General features: G+C 40.2%; 18 protein-coding genes. 8 read left to right on the top strand and 10 right to left on the bottom strand.

All coding sequences use genetic code 11. The features are described 5' to 3' along the window. The first annotated feature begins 4 nt into the window (after positions 1-4). On the top strand, positions 5-3,688 hold the full coding sequence (locus J6836_RS20760) for an AAA family ATPase (protein ID WP_219245715.1): 3,684 nt from the start codon (positions 5-7) through the stop codon (positions 3,686-3,688). 50 nt (positions 3,689-3,738) lie between these two features. On the opposite strand, the gene J6836_RS20755 is transcribed toward J6836_RS20760, so the two are convergent. Together J6836_RS20755 and J6836_RS20750 are read right to left on the bottom strand one after the other, a co-directional pair. Continuing rightward, positions 3,739-5,022, bottom strand: a complete 1,284-nt coding sequence (locus J6836_RS20755; RefSeq protein ID WP_219245714.1) for a cystathionine gamma-synthase family protein — start codon at positions 5,020-5,022, stop codon at positions 3,739-3,741. A gap of 48 nt (positions 5,023-5,070) precedes the next feature. After that, on the bottom strand, positions 5,071-6,105 hold the full coding sequence (locus J6836_RS20750; RefSeq protein WP_219245713.1) for an isopenicillin N synthase family dioxygenase: 1,035 nt from the start codon (positions 6,103-6,105) through the stop codon (positions 5,071-5,073). Between the two features lie 251 nt (positions 6,106-6,356). On the opposite strand from J6836_RS20750, the gene J6836_RS20745 reads away from it, so the two are divergent. The 3 genes from J6836_RS20745 (at position 6,357) to J6836_RS20735 (ending at position 8,918) form a co-directional block, all read left to right on the top strand. Further along, on the top strand, positions 6,357-7,217 hold the full coding sequence (locus tag J6836_RS20745; protein WP_219245712.1) for a MetQ/NlpA family ABC transporter substrate-binding protein: 861 nt from the start codon (positions 6,357-6,359) through the stop codon (positions 7,215-7,217). Positions 7,218-7,566: 349 nt separating this feature from the next. Then, positions 7,567-8,166, top strand: coding sequence for a nitroreductase family protein (locus J6836_RS20740; protein ID WP_219245711.1), 600 nt, complete (start codon positions 7,567-7,569; stop codon positions 8,164-8,166). Positions 8,167-8,618: 452 nt separating this feature from the next. Next, positions 8,619-8,918, top strand: coding sequence for a hypothetical protein (locus tag J6836_RS20735; RefSeq protein WP_219245710.1), 300 nt, complete (start codon positions 8,619-8,621; stop codon positions 8,916-8,918). Between the two features lie 179 nt (positions 8,919-9,097). Here the strand turns inward: J6836_RS20735 and J6836_RS20730 are convergent, their stop codons facing one another. Both J6836_RS20730 and mak read right to left on the bottom strand, forming a co-directional pair. Then, positions 9,098-11,047, bottom strand: coding sequence for a bifunctional 2',3'-cyclic-nucleotide 2'-phosphodiesterase/3'-nucleotidase (locus tag J6836_RS20730; RefSeq protein ID WP_219245709.1), 1,950 nt, complete (start codon positions 11,045-11,047; stop codon positions 9,098-9,100). Positions 11,048-12,340: 1,293 nt separating this feature from the next. Beyond that, positions 12,341-13,246 carry a fructokinase gene (gene mak / locus J6836_RS20725; RefSeq protein WP_219245708.1) on the bottom strand — a complete coding sequence of 302 codons (906 nt, stop codon included), beginning with the start codon at positions 13,244-13,246 and terminating at the stop codon, positions 12,341-12,343. A gap of 210 nt (positions 13,247-13,456) precedes the next feature. Here mak and rdgC point away from each other — a divergent pair, with 210 nt between their 5' ends. Further along, the gene (gene rdgC / locus J6836_RS20720) at positions 13,457-14,362 is read left to right on the top strand and encodes a recombination-associated protein RdgC (RefSeq protein ID WP_206084547.1); all 906 of its coding nucleotides are present in this window, start codon (positions 13,457-13,459) and stop codon (positions 14,360-14,362) included. Between the two features lie 240 nt (positions 14,363-14,602). Continuing rightward, positions 14,603-15,112, top strand: coding sequence for a GNAT family N-acetyltransferase (locus tag J6836_RS20715; protein WP_219245707.1), 510 nt, complete (start codon positions 14,603-14,605; stop codon positions 15,110-15,112). Between the two features lie 242 nt (positions 15,113-15,354). On the opposite strand, the gene yedF is transcribed toward J6836_RS20715, so the two are convergent. The 4 genes from yedF to exbB form a co-directional block, all read right to left on the bottom strand. Beyond that, positions 15,355-15,594, bottom strand: a complete 240-nt coding sequence (gene yedF, locus J6836_RS20710; protein ID WP_219245706.1) for a sulfurtransferase-like selenium metabolism protein YedF — start codon at positions 15,592-15,594, stop codon at positions 15,355-15,357. Continuing rightward, a complete protein-coding gene (yedE, locus tag J6836_RS20705; RefSeq protein ID WP_219245705.1) occupies positions 15,591-16,805 on the bottom strand; it encodes a selenium metabolism membrane protein YedE/FdhT in 1,215 nt (404 codons plus the stop codon). Before yedE ends, yedF begins: the two co-directional genes overlap by 4 nt. Positions 16,806-18,432: 1,627 nt before the next feature. Then, positions 18,433-18,858 carry a TonB system transport protein ExbD gene (exbD, locus tag J6836_RS20700; RefSeq protein WP_219245704.1) on the bottom strand — a complete coding sequence of 142 codons (426 nt, stop codon included), beginning with the start codon at positions 18,856-18,858 and terminating at the stop codon, positions 18,433-18,435. A gap of 5 nt (positions 18,859-18,863) precedes the next feature. Next, entirely contained in the window at positions 18,864-19,778 is a 915-nt protein-coding gene (gene exbB / locus J6836_RS20695) for a tonB-system energizer ExbB (RefSeq protein WP_219245703.1), read from the bottom strand. Between the two features lie 429 nt (positions 19,779-20,207). On the opposite strand from exbB, the gene metC reads away from it, so the two are divergent. Together metC and J6836_RS20685 are read left to right on the top strand one after the other, a co-directional pair. Continuing rightward, complete coding sequence (metC, locus tag J6836_RS20690; RefSeq protein WP_219245702.1) at positions 20,208-21,392, top strand: cystathionine beta-lyase; 1,185 nt, start codon at positions 20,208-20,210, stop codon at positions 21,390-21,392. Positions 21,393-21,541: 149 nt separating this feature from the next. Then, positions 21,542-22,216, top strand: coding sequence for a DedA family protein (locus J6836_RS20685; protein ID WP_219245701.1), 675 nt, complete (start codon positions 21,542-21,544; stop codon positions 22,214-22,216). Between the two features lie 157 nt (positions 22,217-22,373). Here J6836_RS20685 and carB read toward each other — a convergent pair whose 3' ends face one another. Beyond that, positions 22,374-25,595, bottom strand: a complete 3,222-nt coding sequence (gene carB, locus J6836_RS20680) for a carbamoyl-phosphate synthase large subunit (protein ID WP_219245700.1) — start codon at positions 25,593-25,595, stop codon at positions 22,374-22,376. Positions 25,596-25,608: 13 nt separating this feature from the next. Next, a complete protein-coding gene (gene carA / locus J6836_RS20675) occupies positions 25,609-26,772 on the bottom strand; it encodes a glutamine-hydrolyzing carbamoyl-phosphate synthase small subunit (RefSeq protein WP_219245699.1) in 1,164 nt (387 codons plus the stop codon). Positions 26,773-26,883 lie beyond the last annotated feature (111 nt).

Raw genomic sequence — 26,883 nt, 5'->3', positions numbered from 1 at the left:
TGACATGAAAATCTTAAGCTTACGCCTAAAAAACATTAACTCTCTCAAAGGTGAATGGAAAATCGACTTTACGCAAGAGCCGTTTGCTAGTCAGGGGTTATTTGCCATCACTGGCGCCACAGGGGCAGGAAAAACCACCTTATTGGATGCCATTTGCCTCGCGTTATATCACCGTACACCACGGTTAGATTCAATTTCCGCCAGCCAAAATGAATTGATGACCCGCCACACAGGTGACTGCCTTGCTGAAGTGGAATTTGAAGTCAAAGGTACGGCCTATCGCGCATTTTGGAGCCAGCGCCGTGCAGGTAATAAACCCGATGGCAACTTGCAATCACAAAAAGCCGAGCTAGCCCAAGTCGCTGATGGTAAAATAATTACCGTTAAGGTCTCTGAAATTCGCGACCAAATTGCCAAAATTACAGGGTTAGATTTCGGTCGTTTTACAAAATCAATTTTGTTATCACAAGGGGATTTTGCGGCTTTTTTAAATGCCTCAGAGAAAGAGCGTGCAGACCTGCTTGAAGAAATTACAGGCACAGAAATTTATAGCCAAATCTCCAAATATATTTTTAATCAGCACAAGCAAGCAAAAACAGATTTAGACCTGCTAAAAGCCAGAGCACAAAGCATTAATTTACTCACGGAATCCGAACACCAAGAGCTAATAGAACAACAAAATACGCTGCAAAAACAAGAAACTGAAATAAAACAAAAACGCGCGCAGCACCAACAGGAACTCAATTGGTGGCAACAACACCGTCTGCTCACACTGCGGGTACAATCCCTTGATAATGAACTCAAAAATGCACAGTCTGAATACCAAGCGGTGCAACCTCAACTAAAAAAATTATCTGATGGCGAGCCTGCGGAATCCCTACGCCCTCTTTGGCAGAACATTGAACGCCTACAGCGGCAACTCACTGAATACACAGAAAAACAACAGCAGTTGCAACTCAATCTGGAAAAACAACAGGCCAAGAGAACGCCACTACAAGCTACATTCATTCAATCTCAGGATGATTACCGCAAACACATTGATTTTGTAAAACAACAAAACCAACTGATTGATGAAACTGTTCGTCCTCTCGATAACCAAATTTTGCAGTTAACGCAGCAGCAACATGAATTAAAACAACAAATAGCAGAAAAACAGGCGATTTTTGAGCAAAAACAACAATGGGTGAATGAAACACAAAACCAAATTCAGCAGGCTAATAGTCAACTTCATCAGCTAAATGTCTTCTTAGAAGAAAAGCAAAAAGATGCACAGATTAGTGCTCAAATAGGGGGCTGGAAGCAGCAAGGGCGCTTTATTTTTGAACTGACAGACAAGCTCAATAACCTTCTACAAAAACAGAAAAATTGCTCAAACGAAATTGAACAGTTACAAGCGGATAAACAAAAACGCACAACAGAACTTACACAAACTCGCTCTGCTTTAGAAAAGCACACTCTTGCGTTTAAACAACAAGAACAACAATACAGAAATAATCAAGAAAAATATGATATTTATTTTGTTAATCAACAAATTGAGCAACTACAAACACGTTTACAGCATGCCAACCTTTTGCCGTTAATGCTATCCCAGTCTCTTGCTACACAGGCACAATTACAACAACAAATTCGGCAACACACTGATTTACAAAAACAGAGTTCTCAAACGCAAAAAGAATGTGAACTGGCTGAATATCAAATCAACGAGTTAGCGCCACGCATCAAACTCACCAATGAAAAGCTCCAATTAGAACAGAAAATCGTCAGTTTGGAGCGAGAACGCCAGCAACTCGTTTCAGGGAAACCGTGCCCATTATGCGGTTCAACCGAGCACCCTGCCGTACAGGCATATCAATCCATTCATTTGAGCGAAACACAGCAACAGCTCATTCACTTAACTGAGCAACTTGATCACCTTAAACAGCAACAGGCAAAACTAACCACGCTATCAGAGACACAGCAACTGCGCCAAAAAGAGCAAGAGCAGCAATTGCAGCAAGCCACCGCACACCTAGATAGCTTAAATCACAACTGGAAAACAACATGTGAGCAAGCACTTACCCCTGAATTAGCTCAGAGCGAACAGGCCGTCACTGCATTTATCAATGAACTCACCGCTAAGCTCGCAGAACAACAAAAAATTATCAATGAATTTACGGTATTGGAACGTGATTATCAGCAGGCTAGGCAGTTACAGCATGAACAGCAAACCTATCTAAATCAACAACAAGCTGACCTTTTACTCATTGAAGAGCGATTAAAATATCAAACTCAATTATTTGATGAATCGCAAAAAGAATTGGCTCAGTTGCAGCAACGCAAAAATGAACAAACTGAGCAACTTCAAGCAGCTTTAGCCATTTTTGAACTGACGTTACCTGAAAGTGAAAACTTTGATGAATGGTTGGGTGGCATCACTCAACGTAGTGAATTTTACAATACTCAAAAAACAACAGCACAAACCCTAAGCCAAAAAATCGAGGTATCGAGCGCCACGCTTAAATCTGAAAATGAACAGTTAAACCAACTTAATCAGCAACTTGAGAAGGAAAAAACGCAGTTTCAGCAGGCAAATATTACCTTTGAACAAAAAACAGCTGAACGCAAAACACTGCTTTCAGGGTTAACAGTCCCTCAATTTATTCAACAGCTTAACACTCGACAAGAAGTGCTTTCACAAGCCCAAGAGCAACTCAGTAAGCAGCTTAATGAAATTGATAAAACAATTGCCTCACTGACTGGTAGCTTGCAAGAAATCATCGAAGCGATCAATAAAACCACATTCGAACATCAACAAGTGCAGGGTCAATTTAACGATGCACTGGCAAAAAGCCCATTTAGCACACAACAAATCTTCCTTGAGGCCCTATTAACCCTTGAGGAAAAACAACAATTAGAAGCGTTAAAACAAGGAGTAAGCCAAAAACTATTGCAATGCGAGACTCGTCATCAAGAAGGCTTACAATCACTCGAAGCCCTTAATCAGCAACGCACCACAGATTTTTCGCCACTGTCTGAGGCACAATTACAGGAAGTTGTCACCGCACTCGACGAAGAAATCAAACAACACAACCAGCAGCAAGGGCAAATTATTAATCGATTAGATACCGATAAACAACAGCGCCACCAACAACAGGATTTACTGCAAGAAATAGAAAAAAGCCAACTCAGTTACGACGATTGGAGTTATTTAAACGCTTTAATTGGTTCCGCTGAAGGGGACAAATTCCGCCGTTATGCACAGGGCCTAACTCTAGATTGTTTGGTGACGTTAGCCAACCAACAGCTCGATAAACTGCATGGTCGCTATATATTGCAACGTAGCCATCAAGCTAACTTAGAGTTGCAAGTTATCGATAGCTGGCAAGCAGACTCAGTTAGGGATATCAAAACGTTATCTGGAGGGGAAAGCTTCCTCGTCAGTTTAGCATTAGCACTGGCACTTTCTGACATGGTCAGCAACCGCACACAACTAGAGTCACTATTTTTAGATGAAGGATTTGGCACTTTGGATGCCGAAACGCTCGATATTGCCCTTGATGCCCTTGAGAGCCTGAATGCATCTGGCAAAATGATTGGCGTTATCAGCCATGTGGAAGCAATGAAAGAACGAATTCCAGTGCAGATTAACGTGAAAAAAGCCAATGGGCTAGGTTTTAGCGAGCTTCCACCTCAATATCGACTCAATTAATCAAGAGGCTGGAGAGGAATAAACCGCTTCCTCTCCAGAACATTGAGCACTTAGATGGCGTCTAATGCGAGTTCTAATGCATGTTTTAGGTCGTTTACATTCTCAATACCAATAGATAAACGCACTAAGTTATCACTGATCCCAATTTTCTCACGTACCGCTTGTGCAACACCTGAGTGCGTTGTCGATGCTGGGTGACTTGCTAATGATTCCGTTCCCCCCAAGCTCACCGCAAGTTTAAAAATCGCGAGGTTATCTAAAAAGCGAAACGCATCCGCTTCGTTATTTCCTACATTAATCGAGAAAGTGGAGCCCGCTCCAGTACATTGCTTTTGATAAACTTGGTATTCCACACTGTCTTTCGGAAAAAATGCAGGGAAATGCACTTTGCTCACTTTTGGGTGCTGATGTAGAAACTCAGCCAATGTTTGAGCGCTGTCATTCGCTCGTTCCATTCGTAATTGCAACGTTTCCAAAGAACGCCCTAACATCCAGCTTGAATGCGGATCTAATTGCGTTCCAATAGCATTACGTTGTGCTTTAACTTTTTTCACCAACTCATGGCTGCCTGCAACCGCCCCAGCCACTAAGTCTGAATGCCCACCCACATATTTAGTTAGTGAGTACACACTTAAGTCTGCACCTAAAGCAAGCGGCTTTTGAAATACAGGGCCCAACAACGTATTATCACAAATCAGTAATGGCGCTTCCCCACCTTGTTTTTGACCAATTTGTTTTGCTGCTTGGCTGAGTAATTCAATATCAACCAATGTATTTAACGGGTTTGACGGCGTTTCAATATAAATTGCCGCAATTTTTTGACCTTGTTCGACACTGTTTGCTACATCTAAGACGGCCGCTAAATCACAGCCGTTTTGGAAAGGCACTGACGTAATCCCAAATCGCTTTAACGTATTGAGAAACAAGGTTTCTGTTCCGCCATAAAGAGGTTGTGAGTGCAGCAATACATCCCCAGGTTGCAACACAGCCATCAAGCAAGTCGTAATCGCTGACATTCCTGATGAAAATAGTGCAGCGCTTTGTGCCCCCTCGTACAACGCCAATCTATCTTCAACAATTTCACTGTTTGGGTGATTAAACCGAGAATAGACAAGCCCTTGTTTCTGGCCACTTGGTGCTTGTGTGCGCCCACTGACTAAATTAAAGAAGTCTTTTCCTTCCTGAGCCGTTTTAAATACAAACGTTGACGTCAGAAAAACGGGTGGCTTAATCGACCCCTCTGAAAGTTGTGGGTCATACCCATAACTCATCATCAAGGTTTCAGGCGATAATGCCTTTCCATTTAAGCCCTTTTTATAACTTTGATCTGACATACTTGGCTCCAACTGATTTTTTTTATCAATATCAATTCATTCTATTCGTTATAGGATATTACTGTTATTTATTATTTGCGCATATTCCGTAGGGTAAAATCTGCGTGTTACCGCTAAATGTGAACGTAAACGGCCTTTAATCACATTTTTTCCTAAGTTAGTAAATAACGGATTGAGAGGATCGCTATCTGGCCCTAAAGCTTGCTGCGCTAAATAACTCGGTAAGGTTAATAATGGTACTTCATCAGCAAAAACACTTGGGGTAATAAAATAAGCAATAGAATAACGGGAATCGCTATTTTTCTTTCTCACCACTTGGTGTACGTTTGCACGCAAATATCCATTCGTCGCTAATTCAAAAACCTCACCAATATTCACCACAAATGCATTTTCCAGTGGCGCGACGTCAATCCAGCCATTATCCGTCTCAACTTGCAGACCACCACTGTTGTCTTGCCATAATAGGGTCAAAATACCTGCATCTTTATGAGCGCCAACGCCCTGTTCTCCATCGTTATTATCTTCTCTCGCGGGATAGTGAATAAGTTTCAGTAAATGCTGAGCGGGTTCGGCAATAATATGCTCAAAACTGTTTTCAGGGAGGTCTAACGCTACCAAGAAGGCTTTAATGAGTTTCACCGCTATCGCACGCATGTCACTTTGCCATGCAAGCGCTTGTTCTTTTAGCGCTGGTAAAGCCTGAGGCCATTGGTTTGGTCCATGTAAATTAAACCAAATGGGGTCATTTTCTGTCAGTTTGAGTGCGGGTAATTCTTCGCCAATATCAATTTGTTCACGGTAATCAGGCTGGTTTCGTGTGCTTTCCTCTGTTGAGGCAGTATAGCCACGAAAATGCCGTGAATGCTCCATCGAAATTGTTTCTTTTTCTGTCTTTGGTAAGGCAAAAAATTGTTTTGTCGTGGTCAAAAGTTGCTCGCGAGACTCTGGTGTAATGTTATGACCTACTAAATAAAAAAAGCCAATTTCACGGGCGATAAAACGCAGTTTTTTATAAAAATCATCTCTGGTTTCAGGGTTATCGAGTTCACTTAAATCAATAATAGGCAATTGTGTTAAAGACATAATTATTCAACCTTTTAAATTATTTTTTAGATGATGAAGAATTTTCACATTTATATTTAATAACTGATTAAATACCACAATAAATATTGCTAAAAATAATTTAAAACTATATCGATATAACAATTTTGAATGAGACTACGTGTATTTTCCGTATATAACTAAAATCTTAAAGGGTAAATAAAATATTATTTACAAAAAGTCATTTTTGTTTGATTAGATATCACCGACAACAAATTATTAGAGATAATCAAATGAAAAAAATACCTGCATTATTATTAGCTTTGTCATTTTTTACGCTAACCGCTTGTTCACAAGAGGAAAATTCAACCGAAATTTCAAAACAACAAGGGGAAGCATCACAAAAAATTATTATTGGCAGTCATGGCAGTGATGCCGATATATGGAAGTTTATTGCGCAGTCTCCAAGTGCGAAAGAAGCAAACTTAGATATTGATGTCAAAATCATTGATGACGGGATCACCCTTAATGTTGCCACAATTGATGGAGATGTTGATGTAAATGCATTTCAGTCCTGGGGGTTTTTAAAAGATTTTAATAAAAGCCATAATAATAAACTCACCGCCATTTCTACCACCTATTTTGAACCAATGGGAGTTTATTCGGTAAAACATAAAAACCTTGCAGATTTACCGAAACAAGCCATTGTGGCCATTCCCAATGATGCCGCTAACCATATACGAGCCCTAAAATTACTTGAAAAAGCCCAGTTAATCACACTAAAACCAGGATTTAACCAGGCAACTGGTTCTACCAATGATATTATTTCCAATCCAAAAGACTTGGTATTTAGACAAATAAAGTACGCTCATGGCCCAAGAGCTTTGCCTGATGTTGATATTGCCGTCATTGGTAATACCGCTGCACAAGAGGGTGGGCTCAATGTATTAAATGACTCTTTATTTAGAGAGCAACATGATGATTCCATTAAAAATAATATTAATTTATTAGTCGTAAAAACAGATAATAAAGACGACCCTAAATTTGCAAAATTATCGCAGTTATACCACACTGAAACTGTCAGAAAATATATCATTGATAACTTTGGTGGGACTAAAATTGAAATTACCAAAGATGTTAATGAACTCGATTAAGTAAAACTGGTTATCATTCTTGTCTAGCGGGATTACGCCCCCGCTAGACCCTTTAACTGATACATCCCTCGCCCCTTAACACCCTCAATTTTTTTCTATCCATTTTATGCATAATGTCCTATTTTGAATAATCAAAAATTAAAAACCACAAATAAATAACAGTAACCAATTGAATTTATTATCCATTTAAAAAATTCAATCTTAGTGTAAAATTTTGAACCTTACGGTTAAATTTTTTTTCTATGATTTTAACTTTCCCCCGCTATAGTAGTAACCATTGAAACGAACTGCGGCTTCTAAGATAGATTCTATAAAATGCCGTGCGCTAATGAAGATCTAGGAGACTAAAATGTCTAACGCATTTATCGAAATGATTAAAAATCGTCGTACTATTTATAACCTCGGCGATGCTTTGCCTGTATCTGAAGAACACGTTACAAAACTAATTAAAGAAGCCGTAAAACACTCACCATCGTCGTTTAACTCACAAACTTCACGTGTGGTCATTTTGTTCGGTGCTGAACATAAGAAATTATGGAATATGACCAAAGAAGCTCTACGCAAAATTGTCCCTGAGCAAGCCTTTGCTGCTACAGAACAAAAAATTGATAGTTTTGCCGCAGGTGCAGGTTCTATTCTGTTTTTTGAAGACCAAGACATTGTAAAAGGTTTGCAAGAGCAATTCCCTTTATATGCAGATAACTTCCCTATTTGGTCTGAACAAGCAAGCGGGATTGCACAATTTGCCGTGTGGACTGCGTTATCTCAAGAAAATATTGGTGCTTCATTACAGCACTATAATCCACTAGTAGATAATGACGTACAAAAAACGTGGAACATTCCTGCAAATTGGATATTACGTGCTCAAATGGTATTTGGTTCAATTAATTCACCAGCGGGCGATAAAGCCTTTATGGATGATGATGTGCGTTTCAAAGTTTTCAAATAAAATGAAACTGTAAGATTTTAAAAGAAATGCCCTTATGAAAATCTTTATAAGGGCATTTTTATTTCAACCATTTTCCAAAAACCCTCTCAAAATAAATCATCACTAACGATGACCTCTATTAAAAAAATAAAATCACGAAATACGTTATTATTTAAAATTTATTTAACGTAACAAAAGATTCAAAAAACATATTTACAAATTAAATTTAACTTAAATAAAAAGATAATTTCACACTTTCCCTATTTGTTATTCATTCACAAAAAATTAATGATTAACAATCAATCGAATGATATAAACATCAAATAAATCTTGATGTTTATCAATGAATTAAACCACTTTAACACTAAAATCTAAGTATATTTTCAAAATTTAGTTTGCATTATCAATAATTGAACTACACTAAAAGTGAAGACAAAAAAACACTGTTCTCAGTGTTATTCCGGAGGTGGACTATGAAACGTTTATCTTTACTAACATCTGTAGTTGCTATAATCATTTCAAGTTGTTCTTTCACCTATGCAAGTAATAACTCATCAGGAGGGACAATCACATTTACAGGTTCAGTGTATGAACCACAATGTGTTATCAATGCCAACAACCAAGAACGTGTCAATGTTATGTGCTACCGAAACGGTAAGGATATTTCAATAACGGGCTCTTTAAAAAATGGTAAAAAAATAGAATCTGAATATGTTAAAGTTGAATATGATAAGTTTAGTAAATTACCTATGTTGAATGTGTTTTATGAATAGTTTATTAATCATCAAAAATCAATAACCGCTCGTCGTGTTTAGTAAGTTGCTAGTTAAATGCGCCGAGCGTTATTTATTTATCACAAAATATCTCATCCCCATTTCTTTCTCATTTTTAGGTATAAAAAAGCCCACCCAATTGGGCAGGCTCACGATAACTTCAATAAAAATGGAAATGCTTACTTAGCTGTTAAATCGACTTGATAGATAGCGAAGCCAATTTCATCCGTGCCCACTTTTTTCATTGGATACTGTGCATTTTCTTTAATAAAGTTAGCTGCTTTTTCACTTGGTGCGGTTTCAAAGCGAACATCCAGTTTTTTGTCTGTCTTAATCGGTGTAAATGACCAGTTATTTGCCGCTTTAGTCGAGATTTCACCTTTTTCTTTAGACACTTTTGCAATGTAAGCCGCTAAAATTGAACGGTTTTCATCTGGGGAAGCAAATGCAACATTACTATCACCTGTCCCTGCAAATTTACCGCCATAACCACGGTAGTTGTTGGTTGCCACTAAGAAAGTCGCTTTTGGATCAATCGGCTTACCTTGGTAAGTGACATTTTTGATTCGGTTAGCATCTTTATTTACTGTTTGGCAATCAACATCATATTTTGCTGGCTGAGTCAGGTCGATTTGGTAATTCACACCACTAATTGTGTCGAAGTTATAGGTTCTGAAACCGCTCCAGTTCAATAAGCTTTGTGGCGCCGTTGATTGTGGGTCGATTTGGTTATACATGCCCGCAGAACACTCCAACCATTCAACGACATCAGCACCCGTTGCTTTAACCACAACCAATGTGTTTGGATATAAGTAGAGATCCGCCGCATTACGGAACGTTAAGTCACCTTTTTCAACTTCAATAAATTCTGTTGGTGAGTTCTTACGACCACCCGCTTTAAACGGTGCTGCCGCAGCTAATACAGGTAAATCAGCCAGATCAGGGTCACCTTGAATGAAGTTTTTGGTGTAGTCGATTTGTGCATCATTAACGATTTGTACAGTAGGATCGCTTTGCACCAGTGCTAAGAAACTGTACATATTTTCAGAGGCTTTACCAATATGTTTACCCACAAACTTACGAGTATCTTGGTGCTCTTTTTCGATGATTTTTGCCAAATCGCCATCACGTTCAACAAGGGCTTTTTTATTTGGCTTGTCATAAACCGGACGTGCATGAGCCGTTGCATCAACCACTTTCCATGCACCATCATCATTGCTTACCACTAAATCGACAACCCCTAAGTGGTCACCCCATTGACCTGGCATAACAGCAGGAACGCCATTGACCGTTCCTTTCGCAATATCAACACCTTTGATATCACTAAAATCTTTGCTTGGGAATACACCGTGTGAGTGGCCAAACATAATTGCATCAATCCCCGGAACTTCACTGAGATAATACACGGAGTTTTCCGCCATTGCCTTGTAAGGTTCTTGAGAGAAGCCAGAGTGAGGAATTGCAACAACTAAGTCAGCGCCCTCTTTTTTCATTTGTGGCACAAATTTTTTCGCTGTTTCAGTAATATCGTTAACTAAAACTTTGCCTTCTAAATTTGGTTTGTCCCAAATAAGAATTTGTGGTGGAACGAAACCGATGTAGCCCACTTTAATTGTATGTGTTTTTCCATCTCTATCTTTAACTGGAGTATCAACAATAATGTATGGGTTAAAGTAGTTTTTACCGGTTTTTGCATCAATAATATTAGCATTGATATATGGGAATTTTGCCCCATCAATAGCTTTATGCAGGAAATCTAATCCAAAGTTAAACTCATGGTTACCAAAGTTACCTACGGTATAACCCATTGTATTCAACAGCTTGTGTGCTGGGTGAGATTCGCCATCTTTTAGGCCTTCACCAACGATATAGTCAGCCAGTGGGCTACCTTGGATTAAGTCTCCATTATCCACTAATACAGAGTTAGTCGCTTCTTGCTTCGCTGCTTTAATTAACGTCGCAGTACGAACATAACCAAACTGTTCTGTTGGCTTATCTTTATAATAGTCGAAGTCTACAAGGTTACTGTGAACGTCAGATGTTTCCATAACACGTAAATCAACCGTTGCTGCGTTCGCATTAAATGCGACTAACATAGCAAGTGTTGAGAGCTTCAATACTTTATTCATTTGATCCCCTTAGTTGCCTTTATTGAGAGAAAATTGCCTCTCGAATCCGCATACACACCTTATGCCATTGAACAAATAACCAACAAAAATGGCATTAATATTTTACACAATGTGCATGGCGTCAATTTTTAATGATAATACACTGCAAACAGTAACCATTTTTTGTGACTAAATCACGGTTTTCATCTTTTTATTGAGTCTGATTTTTATATCTGTCACAAAAATGAATTATTCATGACAAATTCACGCCAAATAACTGAAATTATTTTTTAAATGTTTTGTGAATAATTTTCGTAGGAAAAAAAGAATTGTGATTTATATCACTTAGTATTAGAGAATTTATTTAACTCAAATTTTTTGTTTTATAAACATACTTATTATTTTATTTTTTAATTAATATAAATTTAATTTGAGTAACAAAGGGTGATTATTTAAACATGAAAACTAATACTTTATTTTTTATCGATTTTTATTACATGCGCCCCTTTTTCTAAATAATTCGAGTTGTGGCAAGGCGGCAAAATGAAGACATCCCTAGGAGCATACACAAGTATGTGACTAGGGTGGCTGAATGAAGCCAACGCAGCCACAGCTTGAAGTATGACGAAAAAATAGGAGCATACTCAAGTATGTGACTAAGGTGGCCGAATGAAGCCAACGCAGCCACAGCTTGAAGTATGACGAAAAAATAAGTAGCGAGTAACTACAACGCCACTGCGTGAATGAGAACAACGATAAACTCTTATTATTTTCTAACTAGTTATCCATTACATACACACTTTTTTCTAAATAATTCGAGTTGTGGCAAAGCGGCAAAATGAAGACATCCCTAAGAGCATATACAAGTATGTGACTAGGGTGGCTGAATGAAGCCAACGCAGCCACAGCTTGAAGTATGACGAAAAAATAAGTAGCGAGTAACTACAACGCCACTGCGTGAATGAGAACAACGATAAACTCTTATTATTTTCTAACTAGTTATCCATTACATACACACTTTTTTCTAAATAATTCGAGTTGTGGCAAGGCGGCAAAATGAAGACATCCCTAAGAGCATACACAAGTATGTGACTAGGGTGGCTGAATGAAGCCAACGCAGCTACAGCTTGAAGTATGACGAAAAAATGAGGAGCCGAGTGCTAACGACACTACCACAACGTAAATAAATAGAGATTTCTATTATTTTCTAACTAATCTACGTTGTGGCTAGGCGGCAAAGGAGGATAGCTCAGGGAACATACACAAGTATGTGACCTGAGTAGCCGAGTGCAGCCAACACCGCCACAGCGTAAATTAGGACGAAAATAGCCAAGCCGCGCCACGTACCCCGCTCGAATCTCCATGCACCGCTTTACGAATGGGAGTATCACACTCTCGCCCAAATACCCATTGACGAATTCGTGTTGGCAGCTCTTCATACAAGCAATCCACATTACTCATGCCGCCCCCTAACACGATGACATCTGGATCGAGCATATTAATTGCTTGCCCTAATGCTTTAGCTAATCGATTCAAATAATTATCCATCGCTATTTTGGCAAATCTATCTCCTTCTTGCGCCAGTTTAACGATATCTGTGCCGATTTTTTTCTCGCCTGATAACTTTGCGTAATCGGCCATAAAGCCTGTTCCTGAGACGAACAGCTCTGTGCAACCAGTTAAGCCGCAATAGCAGTGTTCATTTGATAGGAACTGCCTGTCGCTATCATCTTGCCAAGGTAATGGATTATGTCCCCATTCCCCTGCGACACCGTTTCCTCCTGAGTGCACTTGACCATCGAGTGCAATACCTGCACCACAGCCTGTTCCTATTATCACCGCAAAGACGACTTTTTTCCCTGCACCTGCACCATCTACCGCTTCAGATACAGCTAAACAGTTGGCATCGTTAGCAATTTTAACGCCACGCCCTAATAACTTGCTTAAATCGGCATCAAAAAATTGGCCATTCAGCCATGTTGAGTTGGCATTTTTCACTTTTCCAGTCACAGGAGATAAGGTTCCGGGGATCCCTACCCCCACGCTGCCCGTTTGCCCTGTTGCTGTTTCTGCATCATTCACTAAGCCGGCGATAGCATTGAGTGTTGCAATATAGTCACCTTTAGGTGTTGAAACACGCTTACGAAACAAGGTTTCACCATCGTCATCTAATGCAATCACTTCAATTTTCGTGCCACCAAGGTCAATTCCTATTCTCATTGCGCTGCTCTCTTTGATTCTATTGTTTATCTTCCCATCATGACCTGCCTAGGGCGCTTTTTTCAAGTATAAGAGATAAAAACTGAGGGATCACTGAACTTCCTTAATAGGCACCTTAGGCTAAATATATTTTTTTCGCTTAATAACCGACAATTCGTTATCATAGCCCCCTGCTCTAACTGGCTATTTATCAACAAAGGTAGGTTTTTCATGTGGTTCAAGAATATATTAGTCTATCGCCTGAATCGGGATTTGGCACTCTCTGCAGATGATCTGGAAAAACAACTTGCCGCACTTGCCTATCACCCTTGTGGCAGCCAAGACATGATGCAAACAGGTTGGGTCGCGCCGATGAATGGTGCCGATGCCTTAACCCATGCAGCTGGCAACCAAATTCTAATTTGTGCTAAAAAAGAAGAAAAAATGCTGCCATCTCCTGTCATCAAGCAAGAAGTACAGGACAAAATTGAAAAACTCGAAGCAGACCAAGGCCGCAAACTTAAAAAAACTGAAAAAGACGCCTTAAAAGATGAGGTCGTGCACACCTTACTACCTCGCGCATTCAGTAAATTTAGCAAAACCTATATTTGGATTGATACCGTCAATCAACTCATTATTGTGGATGCGGCAAGCGCGAAACGTGCTGAAGATAATTTAGCCTTATTACGCAAGAGCTTAGGCTCCCTGCCTGTCGTTCCTCTCACATTCAAAGACCCAATTGAACTCACTCTCACCGAGTGGATCCGTTCAGGTTCACTTCCTCAAGGCTTTGCTGTGATGGATGAAGCGGAGCTAAAAGCTATCTTAGAAGAAGGCGGAATTATTCGCTGTAAGAAGCAAGATCTGATCTCTGATGAAATTGCGACCCATATTGAAGCAGGTAAGCTCGTCACGAAACTCGCTTTAGATTGGGAAGAACGTATCCAATTTATGCTATCTGATGATGGTTCGCTAAAACGACTTAAATTCAGTGATACATTAAAAGACCAAAATGATGACATTGGTAAAGAAGATTATGCACAAAAATTTGATGCAGATTATGTGCTAATGACAAGCGAACTGAGCGCCTTAATCGCTCGCTTGATTGATGTTCTGGGTGGCGAAGCAGAACACTAACGCTTCTTGAATTACCTTTCTTATCTCACGATGGCAACGCACTAAAAAGTAAGTTGCCATTTCTTTTTAGACCCCGCCTGCATAGCCGCAATTAAGTCATTGACTGGTTGTGAAATCTCTGGTTGATTAAATTACAACCCTGTAACAAATTTACGTTAGTTTGAAATTTGTTAAATAAAAATAATAAATAGCAGCCTCCATTATTGGAGTTTTGGTCAATATTCTATCGAAGGAATAGTCATGAAAGAGCTTATCGAACCTGAAGTGGATGAAAATTCATTAGTTACCTTACAAAAAGTCACTGCGGATAATTTCTCTGAAATCTGCCTACTTAGTCATACATTGAGTGAAGCGCAACGTAATATGGTCGCTGACAACGCTTACTCTATGGTAGAGGCGCAATTTTCAGACTGTGCGTGGTACAGAGGGATTTATGCAGATGATACTCCCGTTGGGTTCATCATGCTGCATTCTGGGTTAGATGATGATGAGCTCGAATATGATGGCATTATGCTATGGCGCTTCATGATAGCGGAGCCATATCAAAAATTAGGCTTTGGCCGCGAAGCATTAATCCAAGTTATACGTTATCTAAAAAAGAAAGGTTACCCGCGCCTCTATAATAGTTGCGGTGAAGGGGAAGAAAGCCCATTTGAGTTTTATAAAAAGCTGGGGTTTATTCCTACTGGCGGATATATCGATGATGAATGTGAGCTAGTTTTAGATATTGCGAGCTGGCAAGACGAATAGCCACCATTAGATCAAAATATGAATTACCGCATCATGATAATCATTGCATTGCTCTAAATAGTTCATGGGGTGGCGAGGCGGCTAGTGAGGATACGTTAGGAGCATACATAAGTATGTGACTAACGTAGCCGAACGAAGCCAACAAAGCCACCACTTGAAATATGACGAGCAATCATAGGTATGTGACTAGAGCCTGTGAGTGCAGTCAACAACGCTGCGGCGCAAAGTATGACGGGTATCCGTTATTTTTGGATAAGATAACGTATCGTCGGCCCATCTTGCTGGATATCCAAAACCTTATAGCCATAGTTTTTTGCATCTAACGGAATATTATTAATTGATTGTGGGCAATCACTCACCACTTCTAATATTTCACCGCTTTTTAGGGATGGCATTGCTTCTAGTGTCGCTACCGCTGGATATGGGCAAGGTTCCCCGACCATATCTAAACGATAATCAGGAATAATTTCTTTTTTACTCATATTGCCTCCATTGATGCTTGTGTTGATTTTTGTGTACGTTTACGGAAAAAGTGTTTTTCCCAAACTAACATCAGCACAAACGCCACTGCTAATAATGCATACGTCACCAACAAGCCACCTTGTGGCCCAAAGGTTTCGAGTAAATTCACTTTGTCAAAATCGGTTGCTAACCAAGGGCCTAAATCATCCCAATAATAAGCTAGGATGGTTGCGCCAATAATATTCCCAAAACCAACCCACCAATAATGGACCTGCCCTTCCACTGCGCGGTACATCCAACCCGTTTCACAGCCACCAGCAAGGACAATACCAAAACCGAAGAGTAAGCCACCAATAACGGCATTTGGGCCTGCCCAAAGGATTTTTGGCGTCGCGCCTAATTGGACGTAACTAAAAATACCGATTGCACTGACTGCCATCCCAATAATGATAGCTTTAGCCATATGGGTACGGCCCGTGATCCACAAATCGCGAAAAGCGGAGGTAAAACAAATCTGAGCACGCTCAATTAATAAACCAAAGCCAATTCCGCAGAGGATAGCAAAGCCCATCACTGGAGAGTCAAGTAAGGTATAAAAACCCCACGCCAATGCGAGGGTGAAAATAACCATTCCTAACTTAAAGCGTCGTTTTGCCACATCATGATTTTGCGTTAACGGAGATGCCGCACTGACTTTTTTCAGTTTGACAGGGATCCTAAACATTGGCATCAATGTAAACTTAGCGCCAAAATATGAACCAGCTGCAGTTGCAACAGCAAAATACCATGCGTGCAGAGAAAATTGAGGGATCCCAGTAAAGAATGCCGCTAAATTACAACCCATTGCTAAACGCGCACCAAACCCTGCAATAATACCGCCAAGAATAGCTTGGAAAATGCGAATACGGTGTTGAGGCATACGTAATTTAACATTATTTGCCCAAAGTGCAGCAGCAAAGCAACCGGCAAACATACCGATAATCATGACACCATCAATACGATCTAGAGGTGTGCCTTCAAAGCCAATAACTTTGAAATAACCCCAAGTTTCTGGATGAGCACCAAACAGCTGCATAATGTGCCCGCCCCAGCGAGTAAATTCACCAGTAACAGCCCAAAATGTGCCCGTTAAACCAAAATAGTAGGTTGATAAAATACCTGCGGCAATTACTGCGGGTAAAGGCTTCCAAAAACCGATGAGATAGTGAGATTTGAAATCAGACCAAGTCATTGTAACATCCAATTGATTCACGCCAGATCCTGGCAGAGAGATTCGCCGTTGTATAATTATCTTTATAATCTGTTATATCGATGCCCCACAGCGAAGTGGAAATATCATACGCTGATATTTTTTTTCGTGAAGTTCTTTTGTATAGAACTGAAGAATATATTGATTTTATACATGATGTGATGGTGTTAACGCTGATTTGTTATACATTTTTTTAAATTCTTCAATTTATGTACAAAAAACACACTCATTAAGCAGCATTATGTACCAATAAAAAAAAGCGTTATCTTAATGATAACGCTGGAAATGTAGTCTTATTTTATCTATAGAGGAGTATAATATGAAATTGCCGTTTCCGGCTTCGCTTGCTATGCGTAGTCTGTAGTCAGCCCATTTGACTCCAGTAATAACATTCATGTTAGCTTAAAAACACAATATTTTATCTGAGTTACCCAATTACGTGATTATATCTATTTTTAATATAAAGCCTGATTTTTCACTTATTCAAAAATAATACTGAAAATCAACACTGGCTTTATTAGGTCCCTAGCATTAGTCAATTTTAAAAATAAATAACTCGATATAATAAAGTATTTAAAAGTGTTTCTAAATGTTATTAATTGCATTATAACCCAAGATTTAGGTTGCGCAAGTGTTTTTTCGTTTAACTTAAAAAGTACAAATTAAACAAGAAATACATTAAATATCAAAATGTTACATATTAATGGCAAAATAAAATACCTATTGTTAAGATATTACAAACTATTTACATTTATACGTATTTATTTCTAATTTACTATTTATTTTATATTTAAATTAAATATATTTATATAATTTTGGTTTTCCTATTATGATAGTTGCATATTTAACTCACACTCAAAAAACCAATTTCATAAAAAACCTTTATAAAATTTTCATTTTTTTTCTGTAAAAAAAATAATCACTTTTTTATTTCCGAATAACGTATTTTTCTATGAAACCTAAATTCCCCATAAAAAACAATCATCTTATCAATATTTTCATCCTTTAAATTATCCATATAATTTCTATGGTAATATATATTATATTGCCGAAATAGTAATAATTAATAAAACCATGTAAACATAATGGTTTATTTTTGGTTATGTTTTTCCGATTCAATAGCATCAAGAATAGCTAAATACCCGCTATTTCAAGCTGTATTAAGCTGCATTTTTAATGAAAAATTGCATTAAAAAAGAAGCTGACCTTATATTTAAGTTAAAAAGGCATCCTTAAAACACAACTTGACTCAACTATTTCGTTTCGAATTAGAGAAAAAACATCGATCAAACATCAATTATCTTAATGTTACTTTTTGATTTTTTGCTTTATCTCAACACCACTTACCCTATAAAGGAGTATTTGGTATGTAATTAAGGCCTTTACCCTCAAACACATACCAATAAAAAGCGTTAAAATAGGATAAAAACCTCTTAATCATGATTAAATCATACAAATAAATATGATATTACGCAGGATAGATAACATAGAATAGGAAAATCAGATAGCTACAGTGCTAATTTTTTTGGGGGTTTGCTTTTATCAATAAAAAACGCGCTTTACCCTTAAAGATAAAACGCGTTATGTCTGCTTTTGCTGTTAACACTGACTATTTAGAAGTCGTTGCTTCCATCCCAACTAAGCCAATTTTCAAATACCCTGACTGGCGTAATGTATTCATCACATCCATCATCGTTTCATAATCAACGCTTTTATCCGCTTGGAAGAAGATCGTTGTTTCTTTATTTGAACTTGTCGCTTGGTCAAGGGTTACAGAAAGCTGTTCTTTCGATACAGCTTGATCGCCAATAAAGAGTTGGCTGTCAGCTTTAACCGTTAAGAACACGGGTTTTTCTGGCCGTGGCTGTGGCTTCGCGGTTGAGGCAGGTAAGTCGACTTTAATATCAACTGTTGCCAATGGTGCCGCGACCATAAAGATAATCAATAGAACCAACATCACATCGATAAACGGTGTCACGTTAATTTCATGCATTTCACCGCTATCATCTTGTTCGTCACCTAAACGCATTGCCATAATAATTACCTTGCTTTGCTATTTGCCAGATCAAGATCACGCCCTAATAATAATGCAGACTGTGCAGCCACATCCCCTACCTGACCACGGTAGTTATTAATCATTCTGGCGAAAATGTTATAAATTACAACTGCAGGTATCGCAGCGATAAGGCCAATTGCTGTTGCAAGAAGTGCCTCTGCAATACCAGGCGCAACGACCGCTAAGTTAGTGGTCTGTGAATGTGCAATCCCGATAAAGCTATTCATGATACCCCATACGGTCCCAAACAAACCGACAAAGGGAGAAATCGCACCGATAGTCGCTAAGTAACCATTACCACGGCCCATATATCGGCTGATTGCAGCAACGGCTCTTTCAAGACGGAATGACGTACGCTCTTTTGTACCAGACAAATCGGTACTATTTGCAGATAACGCTCTTTCTGTTACCGCTTCATTAAGCAGCATTCGTGTAATACTGTTTCCTTTGAAACCTTCGGCAATTTTCACCGCTTCATCAAGGGATTTCACGTCTGCAATCGCATTAGTTTCGTCCTTTAAACGACGACGTGCGACTAAAATTTCGAGGCCTTTAGAGAAGAAGAGTGCCCATGTAATGACGGATGCAATCACCAGACCTATCATTACTGTCTTCACCACATTATCCGCATTTTGGTACATACCCCAAACAGATAAATCTTGATCAAACCCGCCAGTTGGAACCTCTGTCGCAATTTCAATATTTTCATTCACAACGGCAGTATTTGCTGCAGGCTCAGAAGGTACGGGAGCAGCTTCAGTATTTGGTGTTGTAGTTGGAGCCGCAGGTGTCGATGGTGTATTTTGAGACGCTGCTGGTGTTGTTGCAGGTGTAGTTTCAGCGATTGCCGTGCCCATCAAGCCGAACGCCAATAGAATAGAAGCTGTTAGTTTACGCATCAGTTGGCCTTTACTCTCTTTTTAGTGTTGTATAAAAAAATTCATATCGATGATTGTGCCATTCATCGACTAACCTTTAAAAGCGAAATTTAACTCGCGCTGTTCATCTCTTTTAAAAAGACGGTGCTGATGATATCAAAGACAGCGCGAATTGATAGTAATTATCATTAGTATTCACGAATTTTTTCATTTTTTTTGTTCTTAGACAATGAAGTCCACGTCTATTACACGGGTATTTCTTCTTTATTCTTATTAATACAATGAAGGCATTTAATAGATAAATACAACCCACCCTTCTTCTATATCCATGGAACTAATTGAACTTTGTAATACTGAAGAAAACTCAAGTTACATTTCCCTGCGAATGCTTTAACTTCATAGTATCCACGCCTTTGGGTAGGCTAAATTTAAAATGATAAAGGAAAGCGCATGGCAAACACAAAACCAGAAACCCAATTAGTGCACATTGGCCGAAACCCTAAATTTACACAAAAAGGCGTGAACCCTGTAATTCAACGGGCGTCTTCTATCATCTTCGATACGCTTGAAGAAAAACGTCATGCTACGCGACACCGTGCTAATGGTGTACTTTTTTACGGTCGCCGTGGCACACAAACCCATTTTGCTTTTCAAGAAGCCATGGCTGAATTAGAAGGCGGAGCAGGTTCCGTGCTTTATCCATCAGGTGCTGCCGCCATCACCAATGCAATCTTATCGTTTATTTCTTCGGGTGAACATATCCTCGTCACGGGCTCCGCTTATGACCCAACCCAGAATTTTTGCGACCATATTTTAACTAAGCTAAATGTTGAAACTACCTATTTTGATCCACTAATGGGGGAAGACATTGCCGACTTAATTCAGCCGAATACGCGCATTGTTTTTTTAGAATCCCCAGGGTCAATAACCATGGAAGTCCATGATTTACCTGCTATCGTGAAAGCTGTACGTAATAAATCACCTGACATCATTATTATGATTGATAATACATGGGCGGCAGGTGTGTTACTCAAACCATTATTGTTCGATGTGGATATTTCCATACAATCCGCCACAAAATACATTAACGGGCATTCTGATGGCATGTTAGGAGTCGCAGTAGCAAATGAGCGCTGCATCGAAACCTTACGCGAAAATTCATATCTACTTGGGCAAACCGCAGATCCCGATACCGTTTATATGGCCAATCGAGGATTGCACACTTTAGCAACACGGCTAAAACAACACCAAGAAAACAGCATACAAGTGGCAAACTGGCTACAAGCACGCCCAGAAGTAGAACAGGTTTTTCATCCTGCCTTGCCAACCTCACCGGGTCATGAGTTTTTTATCCGTGATTTTTCAGGCTGTAATGGCTTATTTTCTTTTCAACTTAAGTCACGCCTATCCGCTGAACAATTTGCTACTTTTATCGAAAATTTAGCACATTTTAAAATGGGGTATTCATGGGGTGGATTTGAATCACTGATTTTAGGTTACCAAAAAGAAGATTTACTCAGTATGAGACAATATGATTTTCATCCAAATGATGGGACATTTTTCCGTGTGCATATTGGCCTTGAGCACCCACAAGATTTACTTGATGATTTGCAATTGGCCTTTGAACGGATTTAAAGGTTAGGGATCCAAATTGCAGAAAATACGAGATATTTTCTGCAATTTATTGGTTGATGAGCGAATACCCCAAACAAATCAAACTCAATCTTATTTTTTCCTGTAATATAAATAAAGAAATTCGCATTTAGACAAATACAGGAATGATTATGGAAGTCCTACGCGAAATCGTATTGGCACTTTGGGATCACGATTTCCTAAAACTCTCCAACCCCGAAGTACTTTGGGTGATTTATACCGTACTTTTTGTTGTTATCGTTTTGGAAAATGGGGTTCTTCCCGCTGCTTTTCTGCCTGGAGATACCTTGTTGATCCTTTCTGGTGCATTAATCGCCAAAGGAGTTTTACACTTTATTCCAACCATTTTGTTGCTTGCCACAGCCGCGAGTTTGGGTTGTTGGTTAGGCTTTATGCAAGGTAGATGGCTCAGTGAAACCAAAATGGTCAAGCGTTGGCTAGCCCAAATTCCTGAGGAATATCATACAAAAGCAAACAATATGTTTAATAAGCAAGGTTTATACGCTCTGCTTATTGGCCGTTTTTTAGCGTTTGTTCGTACTCTATTACCTTTACTGGCAGGGTTATCCGAATTAAGCCACCGTCGCTTTCAATTTTTCAATTGGTTAAGTGGGCTTCTATGGGTAGGTATTATTGTTTCTTTAGGCTATGCTTTGAACCAAATTCCGTTTGTAAAAGAGCATGAGCAAATTGTCATTAGTGCGTTAATGATCATTCCTGTTATCTTATTAATCAGCGGGTTGATTGGTTCCATTGTAATGTATTGGAAACACCGCAAGGCTTTAAGCGGTAATAAAGAAAACTAATATTTATGGCCGCAATATTGCGGTCACTCCCATTATTTCCCCATCAAGTTATTCACGGCTGTTTTGCACTTCTCGCACTACGACCTTTCAAGCAATACATGACAAAAAAAGCCCCAGTCGGCAGGTTACCGCTGGGGCTTCATTCAATACACGTTAACTACTTAATCAACGCGTGCATCTCTTGGACTGAAATCACTTTTTCAGTTGGGTCTGCACTCAGTGACATTGTGGTTGCAAAACCACCGTTTAATGTCGTGTCATAGTGAACTTTATACTGCAATGCGCTACGACGAATGAGCTTCGAGTCTTCAATCGCCTGACGCCCCGCAGTTGTATTCACGATATAATCATATTCACCATTTTTAATTCTATCCTGAATATGTGGACGACCTTCGTGCACCTTGTTAACTAAGCGCGGGTTAATCCCTGCTTCACCAAGGACAATCGCTGTACCATGCGTGGCATCTAACTCAAAACCGTGTTTTAGCAATTTCGCCGCTAAATCCACAACGCGGGTTTTGTCACCTTCACGTACCGATAACAGCGCACGACCCGATTTTTTCATGGTTGAGCTGCTACCTAACATCGCCTTAGCAAACGCTTCTGCAAATGTACGACCAACACCCATGACTTCGCCCGTTGAACGCATTTCAGGGCCAAGAATTGGGTCAACACCTTGGAACTTGTTAAATGGCAGAACCACTTCTTTGACTGAATAGTAAGGTGGAATGACTTCTTTCGTCACACCTTGTTGAGTCAATGTTTGACCAACCATGACTCGAGCAGCGACTTTTGCTAAAGGCACACCCGTTGCTTTTGACACAAACGGTACAGTTCGCGCCGCACGTGGGTTCACTTCAATCAGGTACACTTCATTGTTTTTAACCGCGAATTGGACGTTCATTAAGCCGCGTACACGTAACTCGAATGCTAAGCTGCGAACTTGTTCACGCATGACATCCTGAATTTCTTGGCTAAGTGTATAAGCTGGCAATGAACATGCAGAGTCACCCGAGTGAACGCCCGCTTGCTCGATGTGCTCCATAATTCCGCCAATCAGCACCATTTCGCCATCACAAATCGCGTCGACATCCACCTCAACAGCATCGTCTAAAAAGCGGTCAAGTAGTACTGGGGCGTCATTGGAAACACTGACTGCAGTTTGGAAATAACGGCGCAGGTCTATTTCATCATTTACGATTTCCATCGCACGGCCGCCGAGGACATAGGATGGGCGAACAACCAGTGGGTAACCAATACTTGCTGCTTTTTCAACGGCTTGTTCAATCGCTGTTACCGTCGCATTTTGCGGCTGTTTTAGGTTCAAACGATTCACCGCTTGTTGGAAACGTTCACGGTCTTCTGCACGGTCAATCGCATCCGGACTCGTTCCAATCACGGGAACACCAGCAGCCTCAAGCGCACGAGCTAATTTCAGTGGTGTTTGGCCACCATACTGTACAATCACGCCTTTTGGCTGCTCAATACGCACGATTTCGAGTACATCTTCTAGAGTAACAGGTTCGAAGTAGAGACGGTCGGATGTATCATAGTCAGTTGAAACGGTTTCAGGGTTACAGTTAACCATGATGGTTTCATAGCCATCTTCACGTAATGCAAGTGACGCATGCACACAGCAGTAGTCAAACTCAATCCCTTGACCAATACGGTTCGGCCCACCACCTAGCACCATCACTTTTGGTTTATCGTGGTTTGGATTCGATTCGCACTCATCTTCATAAGTTGAATACATATAGGCGGTGTCTGTTGCAAACTCAGCGGCACAGGTATCAACGCGCTTATAAACTGGATGTAAATCATAACCTTGACGTAATTTACGTAATTCGGCCTCTGATACACCGACTAAGCTCGCTAAACGTGCATCCGCAAATCCTTTGCGTTTTAATACGCGTAAGAAATCTTTGGTTAAGCCATTGATACCTAACTCTGCAACTTCTTCCTCTAGACGAACCAATTCCTCGATTTGTACTAAGAACCAGCGGTCAATATTGGTTAGGTTGAAAACTCCATCAACGGACAAACCGGCGCGGAATGCATCGGCAACAAACCAAATTCGCTCTGCACCCGCATCTTTTAATTCACGGCGAATGCGAGTAAGTGCTTCAGGGTCATCTTGTTCAACTTTTGGGTCAAAACCTGTTGCGCCAACTTCTAAGCCACGTAACGCTTTTTGCATCGATTCTTGGAAAGTGCGACCAATCGCCATCACTTCACCCACCGATTTCATCTGCGTGGTTAAACGGTCGTTGGTGCCTGCAAATTTCTCAAAGTTAAAACGTGGGATTTTAGTCACAACATAGTCGATGGAAGGCTCGAACGAGGCTGGTGTACGCCCACCAGTAATGTCATTCATTAGTTCATCAAGGGTATAACCGACTGCTAGCTTCGCCGCAATCTTCGCGATTGGGAAACCTGTCGCTTTAGAAGCCAGTGCTGACGAACGGGAAACCCGTGGGTTCATTTCGATAACAATTAAGCGCCCATCTTTCGGGTTAACTGAAAACTGAACGTTTGAACCACCTGTCTCGACACCAATTTCACGCAAAACCGCCATCGAGGCATCACGCATGATTTGGTATTCTTTATCTGTCAGTGTTTGCGCTGGCGCAACAGTAATGGAGTCCCCTGTGTGGATCCCCATTGCATCAAAGTTTTCAATTGAGCAGACAATAATGCAGTTGTCATTTTTATCGCGGACAACTTCCATTTCGTATTCTTTCCACCCAATCAATGACTCATCGATTAATAGTTCGTTGGTTGGTGATAAATCTAAGCCGCGCGTACAAATCTCTTCAAACTCTTCACGGTTATACGCGATACCGCCACCCGTACCACCCATAGTAAATGACGGACGAATGATACAAGGAAAACCCACGTCGTCTGCAACGGCGTATGCTTCTTCCATATTATGGGCGATACCTGAGCGCGCAGTGCCTAAACCAATCTTTTTCATCGCTTTATCAAAGCGTTGACGGTCTTCTGCTTTATCAATGGCATCTGCTGTTGCGCCAATCATGGTAACGCCAAACTCAGCAAGAACGCCCTTACGTTCCAGTTCAAGCGCGCAGTTTAGTGCTGTTTGCCCACCCATTGTTGGTAAAACCGCATCAGGGCGTTCTTTTTCAATAATTTTACGAACTACTTCCCAGTGAATCGGCTCGATATAGGTTGCGTCGGCCATTTCTGGGTCAGTCATAATAGTTGCAGGGTTGGAGTTAACTAAAATGACGCGATAGCCTTCTTCACGTAGTGCTTTACAGGCTTGAGCTCCTGAGTAATCGAACTCACACGCTTGACCGATAACAATTGGGCCCGCACCTAAAATCAGAATGCTTTTTATGTCTGTACGCTTTGCCATGATTTGCTCCCAATTATTTTGCGTTTTGACTTGGTGAGGTTTGACGATATTCGTTAATCAAATCAATGAAATGATCGAATAAATTTGCTGCATCATGCGGACCAGAACTTGCCTCTGGGTGCCCTTGGAAGCTAAATGCAGGTTTATCCGTGCGATGAATACCCTGTAAGGTTCCATCAAACAGAGATTTGTGTGTCACACGCAATGTATCGGGTAATGTCGACTCATCAACCGCGAAACCGTGGTTTTGTGCCGTGATCATAACAACATTGTTGTCTAAATCTTTAACTGGATGGTTTGCACCGTGATGACCAAATTTCATTTTTAGCGTGTTTGCACCACTTGCTAAAGCCAATAACTGGTGCCCTAAGCAGATACCAAAAACCGGAATATCTGTCGTTAGGAAGGTTTTAATCGCATTGATTGCATAATCACACGGGGCTGGGTCGCCAGGGCCATTCGATAGGAAAATGCCATCTGGGTTCATCGCTAACACAGTTTCTGCTGGTGTTGTCGCAGGGACAACTGTTAAGCGACACCCACGGTCAACCAACATGCGCAGAATATTGCGTTTTGCGCCGAAATCATATGCGACAACATGAAGTGGCAGCTCTTCTGGCGATTTTGCACCTTGTTGGCCATCTTCTAACGTCCATGAGCCTTGAGTCCAGCTATATGCTTCTTTGGTACACACTTCTTTTGCCAAATCTAACCCATTAAGGCCGGAGAAATGACGGGCTTTTTCTAGTGCTAGTGCCATGTCAGGGTTATCCCCCGCAATAATGCACCCATTCTGCGCCCCTTTTTCTCTCAATAAACGGGTCAATTTACGTGTATCGATATCCGCAATTGCCACAACGTTGTGACGTTTCAGATACTCGGATAGCCCTTCTTGCCCACGAAAGTTACTGTAAACCAATGGTAAGTCACGAATGATTAAGCCTTGTGCATGAATATTTGGGGATTCTTCGTCATCAGCATTAGTGCCGACATTACCAATATGGGGATAGGTGAGAGTAACAATTTGGCGGGAATAGGAAGGGTCTGTAATTATTTCTTGATATCCGGTCATTGACGTGTTGAAAACGACTTCTCCAACTGCGGCCCCTTCAGCACCGATGGCACGCCCGTGGAATTGGGTTCCGTCTTCCAGAACCAATATAGCTGACTTAATCAAAACACCCTCCGGAGAATAATAAATCACGTTTTTTGCATATTAATTCAGATTTTGCGATCTAAATCAATGCCAAAATGAGTTTTTAAGCAAATTTTTGGCAAATTGCGCGCA

It is taken from the genome of Providencia sp. R33, assembly GCF_019343475.1.
Taxonomy (GTDB): Bacteria; Pseudomonadota; Gammaproteobacteria; order Enterobacterales; family Enterobacteriaceae; genus Providencia.
This window is presented reverse-complemented; position numbering and strand designations above follow the sequence as displayed.